19 protein-coding genes are annotated in these 20,448 nt (G+C 42.1%); 10 read left to right on the forward strand and 9 right to left on the reverse strand.

What is annotated here, in order from left to right; all coding sequences use genetic code 11:
* Positions 1-225: 225 nt before the first annotated feature.
* Positions 226-1,470 carry a PQQ-dependent sugar dehydrogenase gene (locus QM629_RS09790; protein ID WP_415159653.1) on the forward strand — a complete coding sequence of 415 codons (1,245 nt, stop codon included), beginning with the start codon at positions 226-228 and terminating at the stop codon, positions 1,468-1,470.
* Between the two features lie 47 nt (positions 1,471-1,517).
* Here QM629_RS09790 and QM629_RS09795 read toward each other — a convergent pair whose 3' ends face one another.
* The 3 genes from QM629_RS09795 to QM629_RS09805 all read right to left on the reverse strand — a co-directional run bounded on the left by QM629_RS09795 (position 1,518) and on the right by QM629_RS09805 (position 5,145).
* Positions 1,518-2,381 (reverse strand): sugar phosphate isomerase/epimerase family protein, encoded by an 864-nt coding sequence (locus QM629_RS09795; protein WP_415159655.1) that lies wholly within the window; start codon positions 2,379-2,381, stop codon positions 1,518-1,520.
* 96 nt (positions 2,382-2,477) lie between these two features.
* Entirely contained in the window at positions 2,478-4,034 is a 1,557-nt protein-coding gene (locus tag QM629_RS09800) for a Gfo/Idh/MocA family protein (RefSeq protein WP_415159657.1), read from the reverse strand.
* Positions 4,035-4,143: 109 nt separating this feature from the next.
* Positions 4,144-5,145, reverse strand: coding sequence for an alpha/beta hydrolase family protein (locus tag QM629_RS09805; RefSeq protein WP_415159659.1), 1,002 nt, complete (start codon positions 5,143-5,145; stop codon positions 4,144-4,146).
* An 82-nt stretch (positions 5,146-5,227) separates the two neighbouring features.
* Here QM629_RS09805 and QM629_RS09810 point away from each other — a divergent pair, with 82 nt between their 5' ends.
* From QM629_RS09810 to QM629_RS09820, 3 genes are read left to right on the forward strand one after another with little or no spacing between them, the layout of a single operon-like run.
* Positions 5,228-5,818 carry a peptidylprolyl isomerase gene (locus QM629_RS09810; protein ID WP_415159661.1) on the forward strand — a complete coding sequence of 197 codons (591 nt, stop codon included), beginning with the start codon at positions 5,228-5,230 and terminating at the stop codon, positions 5,816-5,818.
* Between the two features lie 13 nt (positions 5,819-5,831).
* Positions 5,832-6,389 (forward strand): NADPH-dependent FMN reductase, encoded by a 558-nt coding sequence (locus QM629_RS09815; protein WP_415159663.1) that lies wholly within the window; start codon positions 5,832-5,834, stop codon positions 6,387-6,389.
* A gap of 54 nt (positions 6,390-6,443) precedes the next feature.
* Positions 6,444-7,271 carry an SMP-30/gluconolactonase/LRE family protein gene (locus QM629_RS09820; protein WP_415159665.1) on the forward strand — a complete coding sequence of 276 codons (828 nt, stop codon included), beginning with the start codon at positions 6,444-6,446 and terminating at the stop codon, positions 7,269-7,271.
* Positions 7,272-7,364: 93 nt separating this feature from the next.
* On the opposite strand, the gene QM629_RS09825 is transcribed toward QM629_RS09820, so the two are convergent.
* Positions 7,365-7,790, reverse strand: a complete 426-nt coding sequence (locus QM629_RS09825) for a hypothetical protein (RefSeq protein WP_415159667.1) — start codon at positions 7,788-7,790, stop codon at positions 7,365-7,367.
* Positions 7,791-8,383: 593 nt separating this feature from the next.
* On the opposite strand from QM629_RS09825, the gene QM629_RS09830 reads away from it, so the two are divergent.
* The 6 genes from QM629_RS09830 (at position 8,384) to proC (ending at position 15,786) form a co-directional block, all read left to right on the forward strand.
* The gene (locus tag QM629_RS09830; RefSeq protein WP_415159669.1) at positions 8,384-9,172 is read left to right on the forward strand and encodes a PhzF family phenazine biosynthesis protein; all 789 of its coding nucleotides are present in this window, start codon (positions 8,384-8,386) and stop codon (positions 9,170-9,172) included.
* 2 nt (positions 9,173-9,174) lie between these two features.
* On the forward strand, positions 9,175-9,654 hold the full coding sequence (gene rnhA / locus QM629_RS09835; RefSeq protein WP_415159671.1) for a ribonuclease HI: 480 nt from the start codon (positions 9,175-9,177) through the stop codon (positions 9,652-9,654).
* Between the two features lie 91 nt (positions 9,655-9,745).
* Positions 9,746-11,056 (forward strand): aspartate kinase, encoded by a 1,311-nt coding sequence (locus tag QM629_RS09840; RefSeq protein ID WP_415159673.1) that lies wholly within the window; start codon positions 9,746-9,748, stop codon positions 11,054-11,056.
* A gap of 259 nt (positions 11,057-11,315) precedes the next feature.
* Positions 11,316-12,341: a glutamine synthetase beta-grasp domain-containing protein gene (locus QM629_RS09845; protein WP_415159675.1), complete on the forward strand. Its 1,026-nt coding sequence runs from the start codon at positions 11,316-11,318 to the stop codon at positions 12,339-12,341.
* A 273-nt stretch (positions 12,342-12,614) separates the two neighbouring features.
* Positions 12,615-14,807, forward strand: a complete 2,193-nt coding sequence (locus tag QM629_RS09850; RefSeq protein WP_415159677.1) for a glutamine synthetase III — start codon at positions 12,615-12,617, stop codon at positions 14,805-14,807.
* A gap of 178 nt (positions 14,808-14,985) precedes the next feature.
* Positions 14,986-15,786, forward strand: coding sequence for a pyrroline-5-carboxylate reductase (gene proC, locus QM629_RS09855; protein WP_415159679.1), 801 nt, complete (start codon positions 14,986-14,988; stop codon positions 15,784-15,786).
* Positions 15,787-16,321: 535 nt separating this feature from the next.
* On the opposite strand, the gene QM629_RS09860 is transcribed toward proC, so the two are convergent.
* The 5 genes from QM629_RS09860 to QM629_RS09880 form a co-directional block, all read right to left on the reverse strand.
* On the reverse strand, positions 16,322-17,032 hold the full coding sequence (locus tag QM629_RS09860; protein ID WP_415159681.1) for a sulfite exporter TauE/SafE family protein: 711 nt from the start codon (positions 17,030-17,032) through the stop codon (positions 16,322-16,324).
* Positions 17,029-17,466, reverse strand: coding sequence for a FixH family protein (locus tag QM629_RS09865; RefSeq protein WP_415159683.1), 438 nt, complete (start codon positions 17,464-17,466; stop codon positions 17,029-17,031). The genes QM629_RS09860 and QM629_RS09865 overlap by 4 nt, the downstream gene beginning before the upstream one ends.
* Before the next feature lie 168 nt (positions 17,467-17,634).
* Entirely contained in the window at positions 17,635-19,059 is a 1,425-nt protein-coding gene (ccoG, locus tag QM629_RS09870) for a cytochrome c oxidase accessory protein CcoG (RefSeq protein WP_415159685.1), read from the reverse strand.
* Between the two features lie 6 nt (positions 19,060-19,065).
* Positions 19,066-20,241 carry a cbb3-type cytochrome c oxidase N-terminal domain-containing protein gene (locus QM629_RS09875; protein ID WP_415159687.1) on the reverse strand — a complete coding sequence of 392 codons (1,176 nt, stop codon included), beginning with the start codon at positions 20,239-20,241 and terminating at the stop codon, positions 19,066-19,068.
* A 7-nt stretch (positions 20,242-20,248) separates the two neighbouring features.
* The gene (locus QM629_RS09880) at positions 20,249-20,425 is read right to left on the reverse strand and encodes a CcoQ/FixQ family Cbb3-type cytochrome c oxidase assembly chaperone (protein ID WP_415159689.1); all 177 of its coding nucleotides are present in this window, start codon (positions 20,423-20,425) and stop codon (positions 20,249-20,251) included.
* Positions 20,426-20,448: the final 23 nt, after the last annotated feature.

Below are 20,448 nucleotides of genomic sequence, written 5' to 3' on the forward strand. Positions count from 1 at the left end.
CGGGATTAATAATATTCCACATTATTAATTTTCTCATATTCTTTTTTCCTTTCAAGTCAGGTAAATTATGTTTAACACAACCGTGCTTAATTGAATTATAAAAGCCGGTAAACCAAAAACCTTCAAAAAACTTTTAAGGGTTTTAATCTCATCACGGTTGTTATTTGCATTATAATTGCATCTTCACAATTGCGAAAGCCTTTTCTTACTATTTAAAACACTTATATGCACTTAAAAAATACAGTTATACTATCGCTGATCATGCTTTTTGTTTATTCAACAGGCTGTGCCAACGATGAGACATCTGTTGCAAACAATGCATCAAACAGCAGCGATACAACCGGCCTTCCGCCTGTTGAAACCAAATCGCCCAACAGTAATTACAAACCTGCTTTTACAGGCCAGACGAGAATAGCCGGCGCTAAAACAACCACACCATATAAAGCAGAAAAAATTGCAGAAAAAATGGGCGCGCCATTCGCTGTTGTGGCCATGCCCGATGGCAGGCTGATGGTAACGCTGAAAAAAGGTTACATGGAAATTCATGATGCAAATGGCAAACTGGTTAAGAAGATTGAAGGTTTTCCGGAAGTATTGTTTGCAGGCCAGGGCGGTTTGCTCGATGTGGCTTTTGATCCTGATTTCAAAAACAATAAAATGATGTATTGGTCTTTTTCTGAAAAGAATGGTTCCAATAATTTAACCGCTGTTGCAAAAGGCAAACTGAATGAAGCTGCGGGCAAAGTAGAAAACCCAACTGTTATTTTTCGTGCCATGCCTGCCTTAAACAGCAACCTGCATTTTGGCTCACGGTTGATATTTGATAAAGATGGAAACCTTTTTGTAAGCGCCGGTGAAAGATCAATTCTTGAGGGAAGGGCGCAGGCGCAAAAACTGGAATCGCATTTGGGCAAAGTATTTAAGCTAACAAAAGATGGCAAGCCTGCGCCGGGCAATCCGTTTATTAATAAGGCAGGGGCTGCGCCGGAGATTTATAGTTATGGCCATCGCAACCCGCAGGGTTTGGATATCAACCCTGCTACAGGCGAATTGTGGGAAGCTGAATTTGGCCCGCGTGGCGGTGATGAAATAAATATCATCCGCGCCGGCAAAGATTATGGCTGGCCTATTATAACTTATGGTATTGAATACAGCGGTGAAAAAGTAGGCGATGGCATTCAGCAAAAAGCAGGCCTGGAGCAACCGGTTTATTACTGGGACCCTGTTGTATCGCCAAGCGGCATTAGTTTTTATAAAGGCAACGCTATACCGGAATGGAAGAACAATTTGTTTGTTGCCTGCCTCAGCGGCCAGCATATTGACCGGCTCATTATCAGAAATAATAAAGTGGTGGGTGAAGAAAGATTGCTTGCTGATAAGAATGAACGCTTCCGCGATATTGCTTATATGAATGATGTTTTATATGCGCTTACCGATGACGGCGATTTGTATAAGATAAGCAGGCAGTGATAAACCAAACTTTTGGAAAGTTTGGAGCTTTCCAAAAGTTGTAAACATTATATCGGGTGTATATAAGGAACGCTGTCTTTAAAATTATCAAATTCCATTTCCACAAAATAATTCTTTACACCGCCTGTTTTGGCAGCAGCAAAAAATTCTTTCCAGTCAATAACCCCTTTGCCAATGGGCACTTCTTTTTTATCTGCTGTCCAGCCTGACAAATGAGATGAGATAAACCTGCCGGGATATTTATTAAAATAATCAGCGGCTTTATAACCCAGGTTAATTACTTCTGTTTGAAACTGCATCTTTACAAGATCAGGATTAAATTGTTTCATTAATGCATCATAGATCAACTGCCCGTCTAATGTTGCAAATTCAAATTCATGGTTATGAAAACCAGCCTGTATGCCGGCGGCCTTAATTTTTTCAGCAGCTTTATTCAGTTTATCCGCCGCAGCGAGATAATCATTTAAGGTTGCTGTTTTGGGCAGCCAGAAAGTAGAGCATATCATTTGGGTTAATCCCATATCATGCGCAAACTGGATGGTGTCATCAATTTTATCATCAGCAAACTCAGCAGCCCCAAAATGGCAGCTCGGACAGGTTAAGCCTGCATCTTCAATAGTCTTTTTAATATCTGCTGTTGGCATGGAAGCAAGAAACCCAAAACCAATCTGCGCATAGCCTTTTGGCGAGCATAGTTCAATAAGCTTATAACCCATATCAGCCATAGTTTTCAGTGTGCCGGTAAAATCTTTACCAAGCCTGTCTTTTACACTCCATGATTGAAAACCGATCGGCATATCATTAGCCGCAGCAGCAGCCAATAATTCTTTTGGTAATTGCGATAATGCAAATGCAGCGCCTAACCCCAAAGTTGTTTTTTTAATAAATGAACGGCGATGAATTGTATGCATAAAAAAGTTTTTATAAATTATTTAATTGATGAAATAATGAAAGAGCTATATTCTTTTTATAATCCTGTTCATCCATTAATCCACCCAAATCCGGGTTCAGATATTTTCCCAGCCGCTTCTGTACGTTCTGCTCAAATATTTATTGGCATCTGATGAACTGGTGATCTTCATATTCGCAGCATCGTATTGCAACAGTTTATTTGCTCTTAACGCCACAGCATATAAGTTCACCGCTTCTGTAATAGGCCCTGCCTCCCTGAAACCGCCGGGATATTGCCTGCCCGATTTGCAGGCTTCCACAAACAATGGCAAAGCGGCTGATGTTTGCGCCACCTGGTCGCGGGCATCGGTATTGGTTTTGGCCGCACCCATTTTTTTACCTGAAATAATCTGCGGTTCCTCCACATTAAACCCAGCCAGTATTTTTCCTTCTGTGCCAACGAATATCATGCCTTCCTGCGGCAGCTCTTTATTCTGGCTGAACAACGCTTCCGGAATAGGCGGCTGCATGCCACCATCATACCAGCAAAGATCAACAGGCGGGCGGTTGCCATTGGCGGGATATTTAAAGCGCACCATGCTCGCCATGGGGAAAGAAAAATCATTATTGATGCGATACGGAACCGCGCCATTGAACGCACACACATGGCTGCGGCACGGGATAACAGTTGTTGGCGATGTTAGCTTCAATGCATTAAACACTGTCCATAAACTATAATGCCCCATATCGGCCATGGAGCCGCCGCCGAAATCGTACCAGCCGCGAAATACCATGTGCGTATAATCAGGGCTGTAATCCCGCATAGCTTCGGGACCAAGCCATAAGTCCCAGTTAAAACCATCCGGTATTGGCGGCTTATCTTTTGGCAGGTCAGGATATTGCGGCCATACAGGGCGGTTAGTCCAGTTATGCACTTCAGTTAGCGTGCCGATAGCGCCTGCATTTATCCATGCCATCACCGTATCCATTGCGCCATTGGAATCCCAGGGTATGAAATGCGTGATCACATTACTGTTGCGTGCCATTTCAATTACTTTCTTTCCTTCAGTTAACCGGTTAGAAATTGGTTTATGCATCAGCACATGCTTGCCGCGTTTTATGGCGGCCATTGCCAGCACGCCATGCAAATGGTCGGGCGTCATTATCTTAACGGCGTCAAGGTCTTTTTCTTTATCGAGTAATTCACGTGCATCTTCATACGCCGTGCAGGCATTGTATTTCCATTCGTTGTGCACGTTGGCATAATAACCGTCAACAATTGATTTACCATTCTCCCTTCCACCGGGAATAGTGTTATCGCCACGGGGTTCCCAATTGTCATTTTTTAATGTTTTCCTGATGGCATCTTTCAGGTAAGTTGTACCCCAGTCGCGATAGCCAACTGCGTAACGGTTAGGGTCGCATACGGCTGTAACCTGTATCTGCGGTACTTCCAGCAAGGGTAATAATTCTCTTATGCCTTGTGTGCCGATACCAATGTAAGCAAGTGTTATTTTATCGCTCGGGGCAATATAGCCTTTGCCTAAAACATGCCGTGGCACAATGGTGAAAGCTGTTGCAGCAGTGGCTGTAACAGAAACAAAATCGCGGCGGCTCAGGGTTCTTTTTTTTGCAGCATGGTTTGTTGAATTTTCATGAATGTTTTTTTCCATATAGCTTGATTGAACGTTAGAAGAGGCAATAAAATTAGCAGATATGCTGAAGAAAACTGAATGAATTATTTAGCGTGTCCTGCATCCCGAAGATGCAGAACATAAACACTCAGCCTCTTTTCTTCACCGCTTCCACTATTTCTTTTATTATCCTGTCGAAATAAAATATAATGCTGTTGTGTGCACATTTCAATTCAACCTTATCAGGATTGCCATAAATATCATTTAATAAATACTGGCATTCTGTTGCAACCGCTTTATCATATAAACTAATGAACTGCTTTATATATTTTGCCTTGCAGTTATGGCCGAGATAATATTGGTCTGTTACAGCCCATGCCTTATTTAACTGGTCCTCATCAATACCGCTTTCGATAAATGATTGCTTAATATATTTTGTAAAAATACTTTGCCACGTAAGTGTTCCAAGCCTGGCGCCCGTTATAATGGGAAAATAAAAATCAACCGGCTCCACGTCAATGGCAAGCCCTGCCTGGAAACCGCCGCTGCTCATGCCGATGATGCCGATATGCTGATATTGCTTCCTGAAGTGATTGATCAAAAACCTTATCTCGGCAACAAACTGCCGGAAGTTCATAATCGTTAAAAAAATATGCGGGCTTATAAACAATTCACCCGAGTAAAGATTAGCAGGCGTTCTTTGCTGGTGAAAGGGTTTTATTAAAAGGCAGCTATCAATGCCATTGTTTAAAAACTGCCTGCATATTTTAGATTCGATATCAAGGTTTTGCCTGGCCCATCCCGGCGCAAATAACAACAGCGTATTATTGGGTTTACTGCTTGAAAACAATTTGAAATAAGCCGTATTATTTTCCTGCCAGGTTGTTGCAGCGGGCGATGGATAAGCAAAAAGCGTTTCATTATTTTCAGCATGGATTTCAACAATATCTTCCTGTTGCGGCGCAGCAAGCATGGTATAAAAAAGTTCAGGCTGATTGAAGAAAGGCTGAACAAAATTGAAGAATTCATCAACTGAAAAAAGCTTATCATCAAACAGGTCTTGCGGCAATGCAACCGAGCATTTTCTTTTGATGGTAAAATAATCATATACCTGGTCTGCGAGGGGATATAGTTTTGAAGCAATGCCCATATAAGTTTGACAATTTCTTTACCTGTTTTGATGCATACATATTTTTAAGAACTTCGCTGCCAAACGAAACAATATATACGCTATGGTGAATGCTGGTAAGCTGCTGGTTGTATTGGTTATGCTGACGGCTGCATGCAACATGAAAAAACATAAGAACCCGCATGTTGAAATTAATACAAAATATGGCAATATAGAAGTGGAACTTTATCCTGAACAGGCGCCGGAAACGGTAAGCGCTTTTCTGCGTTATGTAGATTCAGGTTACTATACCAATGCTGCTTTTTACCGCGTGTTAAGGGATGATGAGCAACCAACCAATGCACCTAAATCAGAATTGATACAGGGTGGTTTGTGGCAAACGAACTACAAGCTTTCGGCAGGCTTGCCGGGCGTTAAACATGAAACAACAGCGCAAACAAAAATTTTGCATAAGAACGGCGTTATATCTATGGCAAGGCTTGAACCGGGAACCGCCACTACAGAATTTTTTATTTGTGTGGGCGATCAGCCCGGCTTTGATTATGGCGGCGCGAATAATGCAGACGGGCAAGGCTATGCGGCATTTGGCAAAGTGGTGAAAGGCATGAATGTGGTAAACAAAATTTATGATGCGCCGGAAAGCGATGGTGCGTTTACGCCGCTTATCTACATCTTTAAAATAAAGCGGCTGTAATAATTTCAGTACAATGCAATCAAAGAAAAACATCTTCGCTATTATTGGCAGCGCCGGTAAAAATTCATCAAACGTAAAGCTTGTTCAGAAAATAGCGGCGCTTACAAGCGATGTATTTACCATAAATATTTTTGAAGGTTTATCAACGTTGCCGCATTTCGATCCTGCTTTATCTATTGAAAACACACCGCAAATAATTGTTGATTTACGCAACGCAATTCAACAGGCCGATGGCGTAATTATTTGTACGCCTGAATATGTTTTCAGCATACCAGCAGGTTTAAAAAATGCAATTGAATGGTGTGTTTCCACAACAGTCTTTTCTAAAAAACCGGTTGGGTTAATTACAGCTTCCGCATCGGGCCTGAAAGGGCATGAAGAACTTAAACTGATCATGCAAACAATAGAAACAATCTTTACCGGTGAAACAACCCTGCTTGTTCATGGCATAAAAGGAAAGGTGGATGCACATGGAAACATAACGGACAAAGCCACAAATGATGCTATACAAAATTTCGCAACGGCCTTTGCAAAACTGGTTGATGATGTTGCGGATAAATATCAGGCTTAATAATTGCTTTGTTATGTATCAACTATCTTATTTTTAATTATAAAAAATGCTATTATGAAAACCTGCTGCACACTGCTGTTCTTTATTGCCTGCCTGTTCAATACAACTTATGCACAGCACAAACTCACAAAACTCTGGGAAACCGATTCTGTGTTAAAAGTGCCTGAATCTGTTTTGCCGGATACAGAAAATAAAGTGCTGTATGTATCTAATATTGACGGAACGGATCCCTGGGGCGCAGACGGCAAAGGCGCTGTGGGAAAAGTTGGGCTTGATGGAAAAATAATTGCCGTTGACTGGATAACCGGCCTCAATGCGCCAAAAGGCCTTGGCCTGCACAATGGCAAATTATATGTTGCCGATCTTTCCAACATCGTTGTAATTGATGTGAACAAAGGCGCTGTGGAAACAATTATAAAAGTTGATGGCGCTGAAGGATTGAATGATATTTCCGTTGGTGATGATGGCGTGATATGGGTATCTGATTCAAAGAACAAAAAAATATTCAGGGTTGAAAACGATAAGGCCAGCGTTTACCTTGATAACCTCAAAGGGCCGAATGGTGTATTCATGCATGATAAAACGCTTTATATTGTTGACAATGGCGGCGCCTATAAAGTGAATGATGATAAAACATTAACCCTGCTTGCCGATGGCATGGAAGGCGGCACCGATGGCATCGAAAATATTGACGGCGATAACTTTCTTGTTTCTGCATGGGCAGGTTCTGTATGGTATGTTAGCCCCGGCAGTAAAGAATTATTGCTTGATACAAAGGCTGAAAAAAAGAATACCGCAGATATTGGCTACGATGCCCAGAACAAGATCGTATATGTGCCTACTTTCTGGCGCAACAGCATAGTTGCGTACCGCGTTGATTAAATAACTTCTTTAAAATAAAATAGCCACGAATACACGTTGAATTATGATTAACTATTTGTGTTCGTGGCCCTTAACTTTTAATAACGAAAAAACCTAACTTATCAGCTTATCATGGCTAAAAAGATATGGTATAAGAAAAGCAGCAAGCCCCCCGATTATAACCTGGGTGCCCACTACCATAAACTTAAAATCGGCCGGTGCGCTGCCCATTATAGATTGCCGGGCCATAATGCCTAAAAAGAAAATAACCACGGTAACAAGCACCACCGCCATTATATAAAAAATAATCCCTTTTTTCATATTGTGCACAAACAGGTAAAACATCCAGCCGCAAAGAATGAGCTGAGAGATAGAACCAAAAACAATCACGGTAACATCCAGGCCATTAAATTCATAAAACTGTGTTATGCTCCTGTAAATAAGCACGAATACACTGTTGGCTACACAAGCAATAAGGCCTGCAAACAAACCGCTTAGAATGCCGCGGGAAAAATCGGTTTGGGAATACTCGTAATTCATATAGCAAGTTTTAGATTAACAGTACAAGGTAGTAAACTTAACGGGTACTTACAAAAGGTTTTTTACAGGTTGTGTACCGGTTTGATTATCAAAATAATAGGAAGGCAGGTAGGCAATTTTTGACAGAAAACTGCTCATTTTATAGTAAGGTACTTCAACGTATGGATTTTAGGGCTGTTTGCGCTTGATTTTTTCACTTGCTCATTTACGGGAAAAAAGAAGGGTGACCGCATCCCGCTGGCCACCCTGATTTAACCCTGCTGCAAATCTTAAATATTGTGAGTTAATTACTGCGTGTATTTACAAATAGACCTTGCACTTTTCTTAAGGTTTAATCAGCTTAAAAAAATTTTTTTATTTTTTTACTGATATGATTTTCCTTCAAGCCGCATTTTGATTTCTGTTATTTAGAGTGCAATTTTGCCAAAGAGCAAAAAACCTTGTAATGATTTTGCGAGGGTAAAACATTTTTGCTATTTGCAAAGCTGCTTACTTTTTTGCTTTTATGTTTAACTTAACATTTCATGAAACGCCATTCAAAATTTTGACACACAGAGGGGGCGTTTCATTTGGCCTATAAAAAAAATAAACAGATGAAACTGCCTATATATATTGCCGATGCTTTTACCAATAAGTTGTTTGGTGGCAATCCTGCGGCCATTTGCCCGTTGCAGGAATGGCTGCCTGAAACAACCATGCAGAGCCTTGCCGCCGAGAACAATCTTTCAGAAACGGCATTTATCGTGCAGGAAGGTGATCATTTCCGCATCCGGTGGTTTACGCCTTCAACCGAAGTAGCGCTTTGCGGCCATGCCACGCTGGCAAGCGCTCATATATTTTATACCGAACTCGGTTATTCAAAACCGGAAATACACTTTAATAGCTTAAGTGGTTTGTTGAAAGTGATTCATAAAGATAAGAACACCTATACTCTTGATTTCCCGGTCAACCAACCGGAAACGGTTTCTGAAATTCCGGAAGGCTTATTTGAAGGCTTGAAAATTGATCATGCGCCTGTTTTTAAAACTTCTTTTGATTACATGGTTGTAATGCCGGATCAACGCAGCATAGAAAACCTTGAGCCTGACTTTGCCAGCCTTGCCAGAGTGAAAGCCAGGGGCGTTGTTACAACAGCCAAAGGCGACAATGCAGATTTTGTATCGCGGTGCTTTTATCCCCAAAGCGGTATTAATGAAGACCCGGTAACCGGTTCTGCACATACGATTATGGTTCCCTATTGGGCTAAAGAATCAGGCAAAACAACATTAACCGCCATCCAGCTTTCAAAGCGAAAAGGTTTTCTTGTATGTGAGCTGAAAGGAGAGCGCGTGTTAATGGACGGCCAGGCCGTTACTTACCTTAAAGGAGAATACACAATTTGAGCATGCCCGAAAAACAATTGATCATTTATACGGATGGCGCAGCCCGCGGCAACCCCGGCCCTGGCGGCTACGGTGCCATTTTAATGTGGGGCAATAAACAAAAAGAGCTATCAGCAGGCTACCGGCTTACCACCAATAACCGTATGGAATTAATGGCTGTTATTATTGCTTTAAAAGCACTAACCAAAGAAGGTTTGAATATTGTTGTTTATACTGACAGCCAGTATGTTTTAAACTCCGTTGAGAAAAAATGGCTTGATGGTTGGGTTAGGACTGACTTTAAAGGCGGCAAAAAAAATAAAGACCTCTGGATGGAGTACTATCATCTTGCCAAAAAACATTCCATAAAATTCGTTTGGGTAAAGGGCCATGCCGACAATGTTTACAACAATCGCTGCGATATACTTGCCACTACTGCCGCCGACGGGAAAAACCTTCTTATAGATGAGGGCTACGAACAATTGAAAAACAAGCTTCTGTAAACAGATTACCCATTAATTTTGCACACTTTTTAAAATCAACAATTATAAAAAAGAGCCTTGCCATCAGGTTCAAAGAAGTTTTATGAAAATTATGAAATTCGGCGGTACCAGCGTAGGCACGCCCCAACGTATGAACCAGGTGCTTCAGCTAATTACGGCTGATGACAAACCCAAAATAGTTGTATTGAGCGCTTTGAGCGGAACAACGAATGCTTTGGTAAACATCAGCAACGCCATTGGAGAGGGTTACCGCGGTGAAGCAGCTAAAAAAATTGAAGAACTGGAAGTGTATTACCGAAAGTTTGTTGATACACTGGTTTCTACGGAAGAGGGAAGGAATAAAGCTAATGCCATTGTATCAGAGCACTTTGAATTTCTGAATATCATACTTAAAATATCGTTCAGCGAAGCTTTAAACAAAGATATCCTTGCACAGGGCGAATTGCTCAGCACAAAATTATTCAGTGTTTTCCTGGAAGAAATAAATGTAGATCATGTATTGCTTCCCGCACTTGAATTTATGAGCATAGATGCGCAGGGTGAGCCGCAAATTGGCAGCATCAAAGTAAAGCTCAGCCAGTTGTTGCAGCATTATCCCGATACAAAACTGTTTGTAACGCAAGGGTATATCTGCCGCAACGCAAGGGGCGAGGTAGATAACCTGAAACGGGGCGGCAGCGATTATACAGCATCGCTTATTGCCGCAGCCTTAAACGCAGAAGTTTGCGAAATATGGACTGACATCAGCGGTTTGCATAATAACGATCCGCGCATTGTAGATAAAACTGTGGCTGTTGAGCACCTTAGTTTTGATGAAGCCGCTGAGTTGGCTTATTTCGGCGCTAAAATTTTACACCCTGCCTGCATCTGGCCTGCCCGTTCTTACAATATACCCGTTAAATTGCTCAACACCATGGAACCGGAGGCTGCCGGTACTACTATTGATGAAGCAGCGCTAAGCGTTGGCGTAAAAGCAGTTGCAGCCAAAGACGGTATTATTGCTATCAAAATCAAAAGCAGCCGTATGTTGCTGGCTTATGGTTTCCTGAGGAGGGTTTTTGAAGTGTTTGAAAAATATAAAACACCTATTGATATGATTACAACGTCGGAAGTAGCGGTTTCCGTTACAATTGACGACTCAACCAATCTTCAGCATATAATAAAGGAACTGGAACCATTAGGAACGGTTGAAACCGATACTGAACAAACTATTATCTCGATTGTAGGCAATGAAATAGCGGAATCCCGGAATATATTAAAAAAATTATTTAACTCGCTGAGCGAGGTGCCTGTAAGGATGGTAAGCTATGGAGGCAGCCCCCACAATATTTCCCTGCTTATAGCATCTGGATTTAAGAAAACGGCTTTGCAATCAATCAATGCCGGTGTTTTTGGATTATAATAATTAAGCCTTACAATACAATGTCATTAACTTAAGAAAACTCAATATTCAATACACAATAATCAATGCTCAGTTGTAAATCTCCGCAAAATAATTAGTAAATATTTAGAAGATGTGTCTGCCTTAAGTTAATGACATTGCTTTACAATATATATTTTTATAAATTAAATATTTGCTTTTTAGGAGTTTTTTCATAAATTTTAAAGAAATAAATATTTTTTTATTTTATTTCTTTTCTTTTGCAGAAAATTTACTACTTATGGCATCAACAAAACTCGAGTACATTTGGCTTGATGGTTACAAGCCTACCCAAAGCCTACGCAGCAAAACGAAAATTGAAAAAGATTTTAGTGGTAAACTGGAAGATTTACCCGCATGGAGTTTCGATGGTTCTTCTACCGAACAGGCTCCGGGCGGTTCCTCTGACTGTTTATTAAAACCTGTTTTCGTGGTGAAAGATCCGCAAAGAAAAGACGCTTACCTGGTTATGTGTGAAGTGCTTAACGCAGATGGCACTCCCCATGAATCCAATGGCCGCGCTACTATAGAAGACGATGATAATGATTTCTGGTTTGGCTTCGAACAGGAATATTTCCTGTGGAATCCTGAAACCAATAAACCGCTTGGCTTCCCCGCAGCCGGTTTTCCCGGCCCGCAAGGCCCTTACTACTGTTCTGTAGGCGCCCAGAATGCATTTGGCCGCGACATTGTTGAAGAACATTTGGATGCATGTCTTGAAGCAGGTTTAAATGTGGAAGGTATAAATGCAGAAGTGGCTGCCGGCCAATGGGAATTCCAGATTTTTGCCAAAGGCGCCAAAGAAGCCGGCGACCAAATCTGGATTGCACGGTACCTGTTGGAAAGAATCGGCGAGAAATACGGGGTTGCTGTTAACTGGCATTGTAAACCGCTCGGCGCATTAGACTGGAATGGTTCCGGCATGCACGCCAATTTTTCTAACGGCACGTTAAGAAATGCGGGCAGCAAAGAAATATTCGATACTATTTGCGAAGGGTTCCGCCCTTTCATTAAAGAACATATTGCAGTATATGGCGCAGACAATCATTTGCGCTTAACCGGCAAACACGAAACAGCCAGCATTAACGATTTCAGCTATGGCGTTTCTGACCGTGGCGCCTCTATCCGCATTCCTGTAATGGTTCCTGCAAGAGGCTGGAAAGGTTATCTGGAAGATCGCCGCCCTAATTCTTCAGCAGATCCATATAAGGTAGCCGCACGCATTGTTAAAACTGTAAAAACGGCTGAAGAAAGTTTAAAGAAATAAAACCATCAGTAAACGGTTTAAATTATAAAATAAATCAGCGCCCCGCCTTTGGCGGGGTTTTTATTGAATGAAACGTCCATGCAAAATGTTTTTTTCACACAGGGGAATGTACATCAGGGCGTTCCCTGTCTGCCGGACAGGCAGGCATGAGACCATTGAAAAATCAAACTTGTACGAATGAAACCACGTTTGTAATAAAAACATAATGTATGCATTAACCATCCTTCATAACAAATTTTTTGCTTGCTTTGTCGCAAACTCAAAAATCATAGTATGTCCTTACGATTTGATGCCGTGAATAAACTCACCGGGGATACTGACCGGTTTTCAGTAGATACCCCAGCTAAAATAAGCGCCATATTCGGCGAAAATGTTTTTACCCTGAAAACAGCCCGCGAATTTTTAAGCAATGAAGCATACAAAAGCCTTGCCGCCAGTATAAAAGATGCCAAAAGAGTTGACCGTTCTGTTGCCAATCAAATTGCTACGGGCATGCGCGCATGGGCGGAAAGCAAAGGCGTAACCCATTTTACACACTGGTTTCAGCCGTTAAGCGGAACTACAGCAGAAAAGCATGACTCTTTCTTTACGCTGAAAAGCGATGGTATGCCCATTGAAGAGTTCGACAGCGCGGCGCTCATTCAGCAGGAACCGGATGCTTCATCCTTTCCAAGCGGCGGTTTAAGGGCCACCTTTGAGGCCCGTGGTTATACAGCCTGGGATCCCTCATCGCCGGCTTTTATTATGGAGATTGGCCATGGCAAAACACTTTGCATTCCCACCATATTTGTTTCTTATACCGGCGAATCGCTGGATTACAAGGCACCCTTGCTTAAAGCGCTTGAAGCCCTGAATAAAGCAGCGGTTGATGTTTGCAATTTCTTCGATAAAAATATTTCGCGTGTTACGGCCACGCTTGGCTGGGAACAGGAATATTTTGTAATTGATGAAGGTCTCGCCAATGGCCGCCCTGATATTATTTTAACCGGCAGAACGGTTTTTGGCGCCTCGCCGGCAAAAGGCCAGCAACTGGAAGATCATTATTTCGGGTCAATACCGGAAAGGGTATATGCTTTTATGCGTGATTTTGAAAATGAAGCCTATAAGCTTGGCATTCCGCTGCGGGCGAGGCATAACGAAGTTGCCCCCTCCCAATTTGAATGTGCGCCGATATTTGAGGATGTAAACCTTGCGGTTGATCATAATACGCTGTTAATGGATATTATGGACCGCGTGGCACGCAGGCATAATTTACGTGTGCTGCTGCACGAAAAGCCGTTTGCCGGCATTAATGGCAGCGGAAAACACAATAACTGGAGCATGGCAACAGATACCGGAGTTAATTTATTAGCGCCCGGCAAAACGCCGAAAACCAATTTAATGTTCCTTACTTTTTTTGTAAATACCATTAAAGCGGTGCATGATTATGCCGATATTCTGCGGGCCGCCATTGCATCTGCCCCTAACGATCACCGGCTTGGTGCCAATGAAGCGCCCCCAGCCATTCTTTCCGTATTTATTGGCGAATATCTTAGCAATGTATTGAGCGATATTGAAACAAGAGTGGGCGAGAAGTTTGATGAGCAGGATGAAGCTATTTTGAAATTAGACCTTCACCGCAGCATTCCTGAACTGATGCTGGATAATACCGATCGCAACCGTACTTCGCCTTTTGCATTTACCGGCAATAAATTTGAGTTTCGTGCAGTAGGATCTTCTGCAAACTGCGCCAACGCTATGATTGCGCTGAACACCATCATGGCGGAAACATTAAAGCATTTTAAGAAAGATGTGGATGCATTAATGGATAAAGGCGATAAAAAAGAAATTGCCATTATGCACGTTATTCAGAAATACATTGCAGAAAGCAAAAATATTTTGTTTGAAGGCGACAACTACAGCCAGGAATGGCACCACGAAGCAGAACGCCGGGGGCTGCCCAATGTGCCCACTACGCCGCTTGCACTGGACGCAATGGTAAGCGAAAAAGCGAAAAAGCTCTTTGAAAGCAATAAAGTTTACACCCATGAAGAGATTGAGGCCCGTCACGAAATTGAGCTGGAGAAATATATAAAGAAAGTGCAGATAGAAGCCCGCGTAATGGGCGACCTGGCGCTTAATCACATCATACCTTCTGTAGTGGAATACCAGAATGTATTGATTGAAAATATACGCGGATTAAAAGAAGCCGGTTTGCCGGAATCCTTATATGCCAGCCAACTGGAAATATTAAAGCGCATTTCCAGGCATTTGCAGGAGGTATATACGAAAGTGAATGAACTGATAGAGCATAGAAAGATCGCGAATAATATGACGGATATCCGAACAAAAGCAATTGCCTATTGCAGTGATGTAAAGGAGAAATTCTTTGATGACATCCGTTATCATGCCGACAAACTGGAAACTTTGGTAAACGATGATAACTGGACATTGCCGAAATACCGGGAACTGTTATTTTTGAGATAGTATTTTAAGCAGGAGCCGCTCAGAAAAATGAAGCGGCTTTTATTTTAGCGCTTCAGATGAATAGCATTAATATTGCTGAAGTGGTGCGGCTCCCGAAAATCGGGACAGGGCAACCGTGATGCCACAAAGCGCAGTTGCTGATGCCCCAGATTATATAAGCACTTATACAATTTAATGTATGAAAGATAAGATTGCCATTATAGGCGGCGGCAACCTCGGCTCTGCCATTGCAGAAGGGCTGATAAGCAGCAGGTTTGCAAAACCGCAGCATATTATTCTTACAAAAAGAAATATTACCACATTGCGCCCGCTGGAAGAGCGTGGTGTAATGGTAAGCAACAATAATGCAGATGCTGTCCGTTATGCAAAATGGGTGATCCTTGCCGTAAAGCCTTTTCAGGTAAAGGATATTTTACAACAATTGAAGAATGACCTGGATCCGCTTAAACACCAGATAGTAAGCGTAATAACAGGCATTTGGATTAAAGACATACAGGAAATACTGGGAACGGATTTTACCATTTTTCGCGCCATGCCCAATACGGCTATTGCCATTCGCCAGAGCATAACCTGTATATGCAGCCATGGAGCAAATGATGAGCAGTCGCAGTTTATTGCTGAACTGTTCAGCCAGTTGGGCAAGGTTGTTTTTATAGAAGAAAAATTAATGGATGCCGCCACCGTGCTTGGCGCCTGCGGCACGGCTTTTGCCATGCGTTACATACGCGCCAATATACAGGGCGGCATTGAAATTGGTTTCGATGCAAAAACAGCCTCCCTCATTGCCGCACAAACCGTTAAGGGCGCAGCCGAATTATTGCTCACGCAGCATACGCACCCCGAACAGGAAATTGACAAGGTAACAACCCCGAAAGGTTGCACTATTGCCGGCCTGAATGAAATGGAGCACCAGGGCTTCAGCTCTTCTTTAATTAAAGGCGTAGTTACAAGCTATAAGAAGATTGTGGAAGATATGTAAGCTGAAGCGTGCGCGAGTTGCCGGTAGGTGGGTTGTGCACCATAGTTGTCATGTTCTGAGGGGCTGCTTAAAATTATCAGTCATCATAATGTACTCCCGCAGATGCGCGTATAAACGCAGTTTAAAAAATATTTTTAGGTAGTTATCCTGGTAAATCACCTGTATTTGCGGGCAAAAAATACTAATACAAAATTTTAGGAAATCATTTTTAAACAGCTTTTAAGACACGAAAAAAATTAGGCTTCAAATCAAGGCTTTGCTTTTTGTGCCTTTGTAGTGTATCTTTTGAACCAGTCTTTTAAGGCAGTCTCAGAGTAAAGCTTCTGAGCAGCCTGGTTTTAGCCTAAAGGCTTAACTATTGCAATTAACATAAGCTAAGCCTTTTTATTTTTTTTACCCGGCGCTAAAACACCGGGTTAATTATATTCCTTATCCTGAACTGACTTTTAAAATTTATCAGCTTCGTATATCAAACAGAGGCCGCTCCCAGGAATGAGAGCGGCCTTTTATTTGGATAACAAAGAATGGAGCCTTTTTAATGACAGCTTATAGCATCAGCCTGCACCGGATGTGGCAATACCGGGCTTATATATGGAATGCCAAGGCCTAAGCCTCTTAAAATTAAAAGCATGCCCATAATGGTAAGAAAATACGGTACGGCTTGCTTCATTTTATTTCTCATGGCCACGTTAATGCTTACACCAAAATAACCAAACAGGAACATAGCAGGCAGGGTGCCAAGGCCAAATAAAGCCATAAATAAAACAGCGTTCAGGGCTGAACCTGTAGTTACCGCGCCCATTACAGCGAAATAGACCAGTCCGCATGGCAATAACCCGTTTGCCATGCCCAGCAAAAACAATTCGCTTATATTTTGCGCACGTAAAAACCTTCCTATAAGGTTTTGTATCAACAACTGGATTTTATTAAACCCGGGAAGATGCAATAAAGGCTTCCTGAAAACATATTGCAATACGGCAAGGATAATGATAACGCCCCCAATAATGGAAAACCACTGCTGCAAACCAGCTATATATAGCTGTCTTCCTATTAAACCAAATAAAAAACCTATGATGCTGTAAGTAGTGATGCGGCCAAGATTATACAAAGCAATACCGGCAATTTTTTTTGCCTGCGGCAAATGGTTTACCGGCAGTGAAAATGCAATGGCGCCGCACATGCCCACACAGTGAAAGCTGCTGAACAGGCCAAGCGCAAATGCTGATATGATTAATTGCCACATCATCTTGTTACAACAAGCGGAAGCTCTTTATAATATTTTGTATTGCCGCTGCTCCAGGAAATTTTAGCGGTGTAGCTGGAGCCGGTAATATGGTTCTTGTTAATTTCCATTATGCCATTGGCATCAAGGGTTAAAGGCAGCTTAACATCATCGGCGGCTTTGGATGCGCAGTACAGCCAAACATCTCCTTTTAATGAAAGCCCTTTCAGTTCCTCTGGCATTTGAATGATTACATCATTTGCAGTTTGCGATATGGTTACAGGGCTTATTTCAGACGCTGCCTTGTTACCGTCAATTTTATCCTGGTATTTCAGTTCCTGCACATAATAATCTTCTGAAACAAGATCAAATTTTTGCTGTGTGCATTTATATACCATCGTGCCTATTAACCCTGCAAAACCAATAAATACAATAGTTAATTTGTGTCCCCAGTTCATAATATAAAATTTGAGTAACTATTTATTTTTTTTAATTTTTGTAACCGGCAGTTGAAATACTATTAAGCTTCCTTGTGTCACTCCCTTGTACCACATATTTTCATGGCAGCAGGTTTAATATCAGTTTAGACTGGCTCAGTCTTAGAGACTGAGCCAGTCTTTTTTTACTTATTGTACAGGCCCTAAGAAGCTTGTGGTTTCTGTAAGAATTTTTTTATCCCCTTCATACAAAGCCAGCTCTATTTCTGTTTTCCTGTTATGAATATCTTTTTTAGGAAGCATTATAAAGAACGATCCTGAACCCTGTCCTTCCTTCACTACATGTATGTAGGGTTTGCCAACAACCTGCACCGTGCCATCTATATTCACCACTTTAACGGTTAATGGAATGTCCTTATCCGTTTTGTTCATCACTTTTATATTATACAGGTTCGATACGCTGTCTGTCCCCCGCTCCTGGTACAACTGGCCGGGTGTGCGCATAACCGTTACGTCAATATCTTTTCTTGTAAACAACAGCACGCTCAAAACCGTAAGCACTGCCAGGCATAAACCTGTATATAGCTTCATGCGGGTGGTGTAGTGCAGATGCTCACCCGTTGCAATAGAGCTTTCAGAAGCATAGCGTATTAAACCGCGCGGCTTATGAACCTTATCCATCACATCGTTGCAGGCATCAATGCAGGCCGTACAGCCCACGCATTCCATCTGCACACCATTGCGTATGTCAATACCGGTTGGGCACACACGTACGCACTGCAAGCAATCAATACAATCGCCCGGCTCAAACGGCGCCATTTCAGGCTGCTTTTTCTTCTTTATGCCACGCGGTTCTCCCCGCTTATAATCATAAGCAACGATCATTGAATTTTTATCAAGCAACACGCTTTGCAATCTTCCGTAAGGGCAAACAACCGTGCAGGCCTGTTCCCTGAAAAATGCATATACACCATAAAAAATACCGCTGAAAATAAGTATGGATGAAAGGCCTGCTATATGCCCGCTTACAGGTTCGGTGATGATCTTCTTTAAATCATCCGCTCCAATAATATAAGCGAGAAAGAAGTTGGCGATAATAAACGACAATAAAAAAAACAATACATGCTTCAGGCTTAGCTTAAAGATTTTGCTGCCCGTCCACGGAGCGCTTTTCAACGCTTTTTGCTGGTTGGCATTGCCCAAAACCATGAACTCAATTTTACGGAACATCATCTCCATAAAATTGGTTTGCGGACAGGCCCAGCCGCAAAACAATCTTCCGAATGCCGCCGTAAAAAGAATAATGAAGAAGATGAAAGTAACCATGGCTAAACCGAATATGAAGAAATCCTGCGGCCAGAAAATTTTACCGAATACAATGAACTTTCCTTTCGGGATATTGAACATGAACAAGGGCCTGCCATTAATTTTTATAAATGGCAGGCCGAAGAAAATCATAAAATATACGTAGCTTAACCATGTGCGTATGGTATAAAATCTTCCTTTAGGCTTCCATGCATATATCCATTTTCTATGGCCCTCTTTGTCAACCGTTGCAAGGCTGTCACGAAAGTTTTCATTTGTATTTTTATTATGTAACGCTGTTGTGCTCATCCTTCATTATTTCACAAATGCGGTGGTTGTTTTGGCCACACTGTCTTTTACTGCGCTGCTGTCTGCTGCCGGCGCACTGTTATCTTTATATAATTCACCCTGCGGTTCTTTTGGCGTTGCGGGCTTTGTTCCATGCAGCGACATTACATAACTGGCTATCTGCTGAATTTGTAACGGCGAATAATCATCTTTCCAGCTTTTCATGCCTTTATCAGGCCAGCCATAGGTAATAGTTTTGAAGATATTCTTTATACTGCCGCCATGCAGCCAGTAATTATCGGTAAGGTTGGGACCCACACCGCCGCCGCCATCAGCCGCGTGGCAGGCAGCGCACATGGTAGTGAAAACTTTTTTACCGGCATCAAGGTCTGAAGCATCTGTTAATTGTGCAACGGTGTTTTCATCTACATTATTCTTTGCTTTGGCCAGATAGGCTTCCCGCTGTTCTTCCGCCTGCTGCATGGCCACCTGCAATTCCTGAACGGAAGACAAGCCTGTGTGAGACACATGAAACCGCCATAGATAAATGCCGGCGAAAATGATGCAAATATAAAAGCCGTATAACCACCAGGGCGGCAAACGGTTATCTAATTCGCGAATGCCATCATAATCATGCCCCAGGTCAATATCGGCTTCTTCACGAACAGGCTTAAAGCGGTTGAATTTTTCCCAGAATTTTTTAAAGCTGAATGATTTTTCCGGTTTTGCAGCAACGGCTGTTTCGCCTGCCGCAACAGGCTCTTCTTCATTCGCTTTAATTAAAGCTTTAACCTGTAGTATTATGCTGAGGAGAATAACTATTTCTACCGCTATTATACTTACCAGTACATAAAAGCTGGCAGAGGATAAAGGCGGCGTTGCTTTAACTATCGCAACCGTAGTTGTGTCATCTGTTGCGGCAGTTGCCGAATCCTGCGCATATAAAGCGGTGCTTAAAAACACCAGCAATAACACCGATACAATTTTTGCGGCTGCATCTTTCTTTATTTTTTTAAGATTGATTTTTGCCTGCTGCACCAATAGTTTTGCTGCCGCATAAATGGCCAGCGCCAGTATAGCTGCAATTACCATAAGGGCTATTGCCTGCGGGTTTTTGGCCTCATTCTCTTTTGGCTGCGCCAGCAGGCTCAGCGGCAGAATAGTTGCCGTTAAGGCCATCAATTTTCTATACCTGTTTTTCATGTTGGTTTCAGTTTATATCCTCGTTATTATCTAATGGAATATTGCTTAATTTTTTGATTAATTTTTTGTCTGCCTTCCAGGCCCACAAGCTCATCACAATAAAAAAACTGAAGAATATGCCGAAAGAAATAAGCGCATATATGGAAACACCTGTTATGCTTTCGAGATAATGTATGAAGCTCATATAGTTGAATTTTATGTTTGTTT

It is taken from the genome of Parafilimonas sp. (assembly GCF_047606085.1).
GTDB lineage: Bacteria > Bacteroidota > Bacteroidia > Chitinophagales > Chitinophagaceae > Parafilimonas.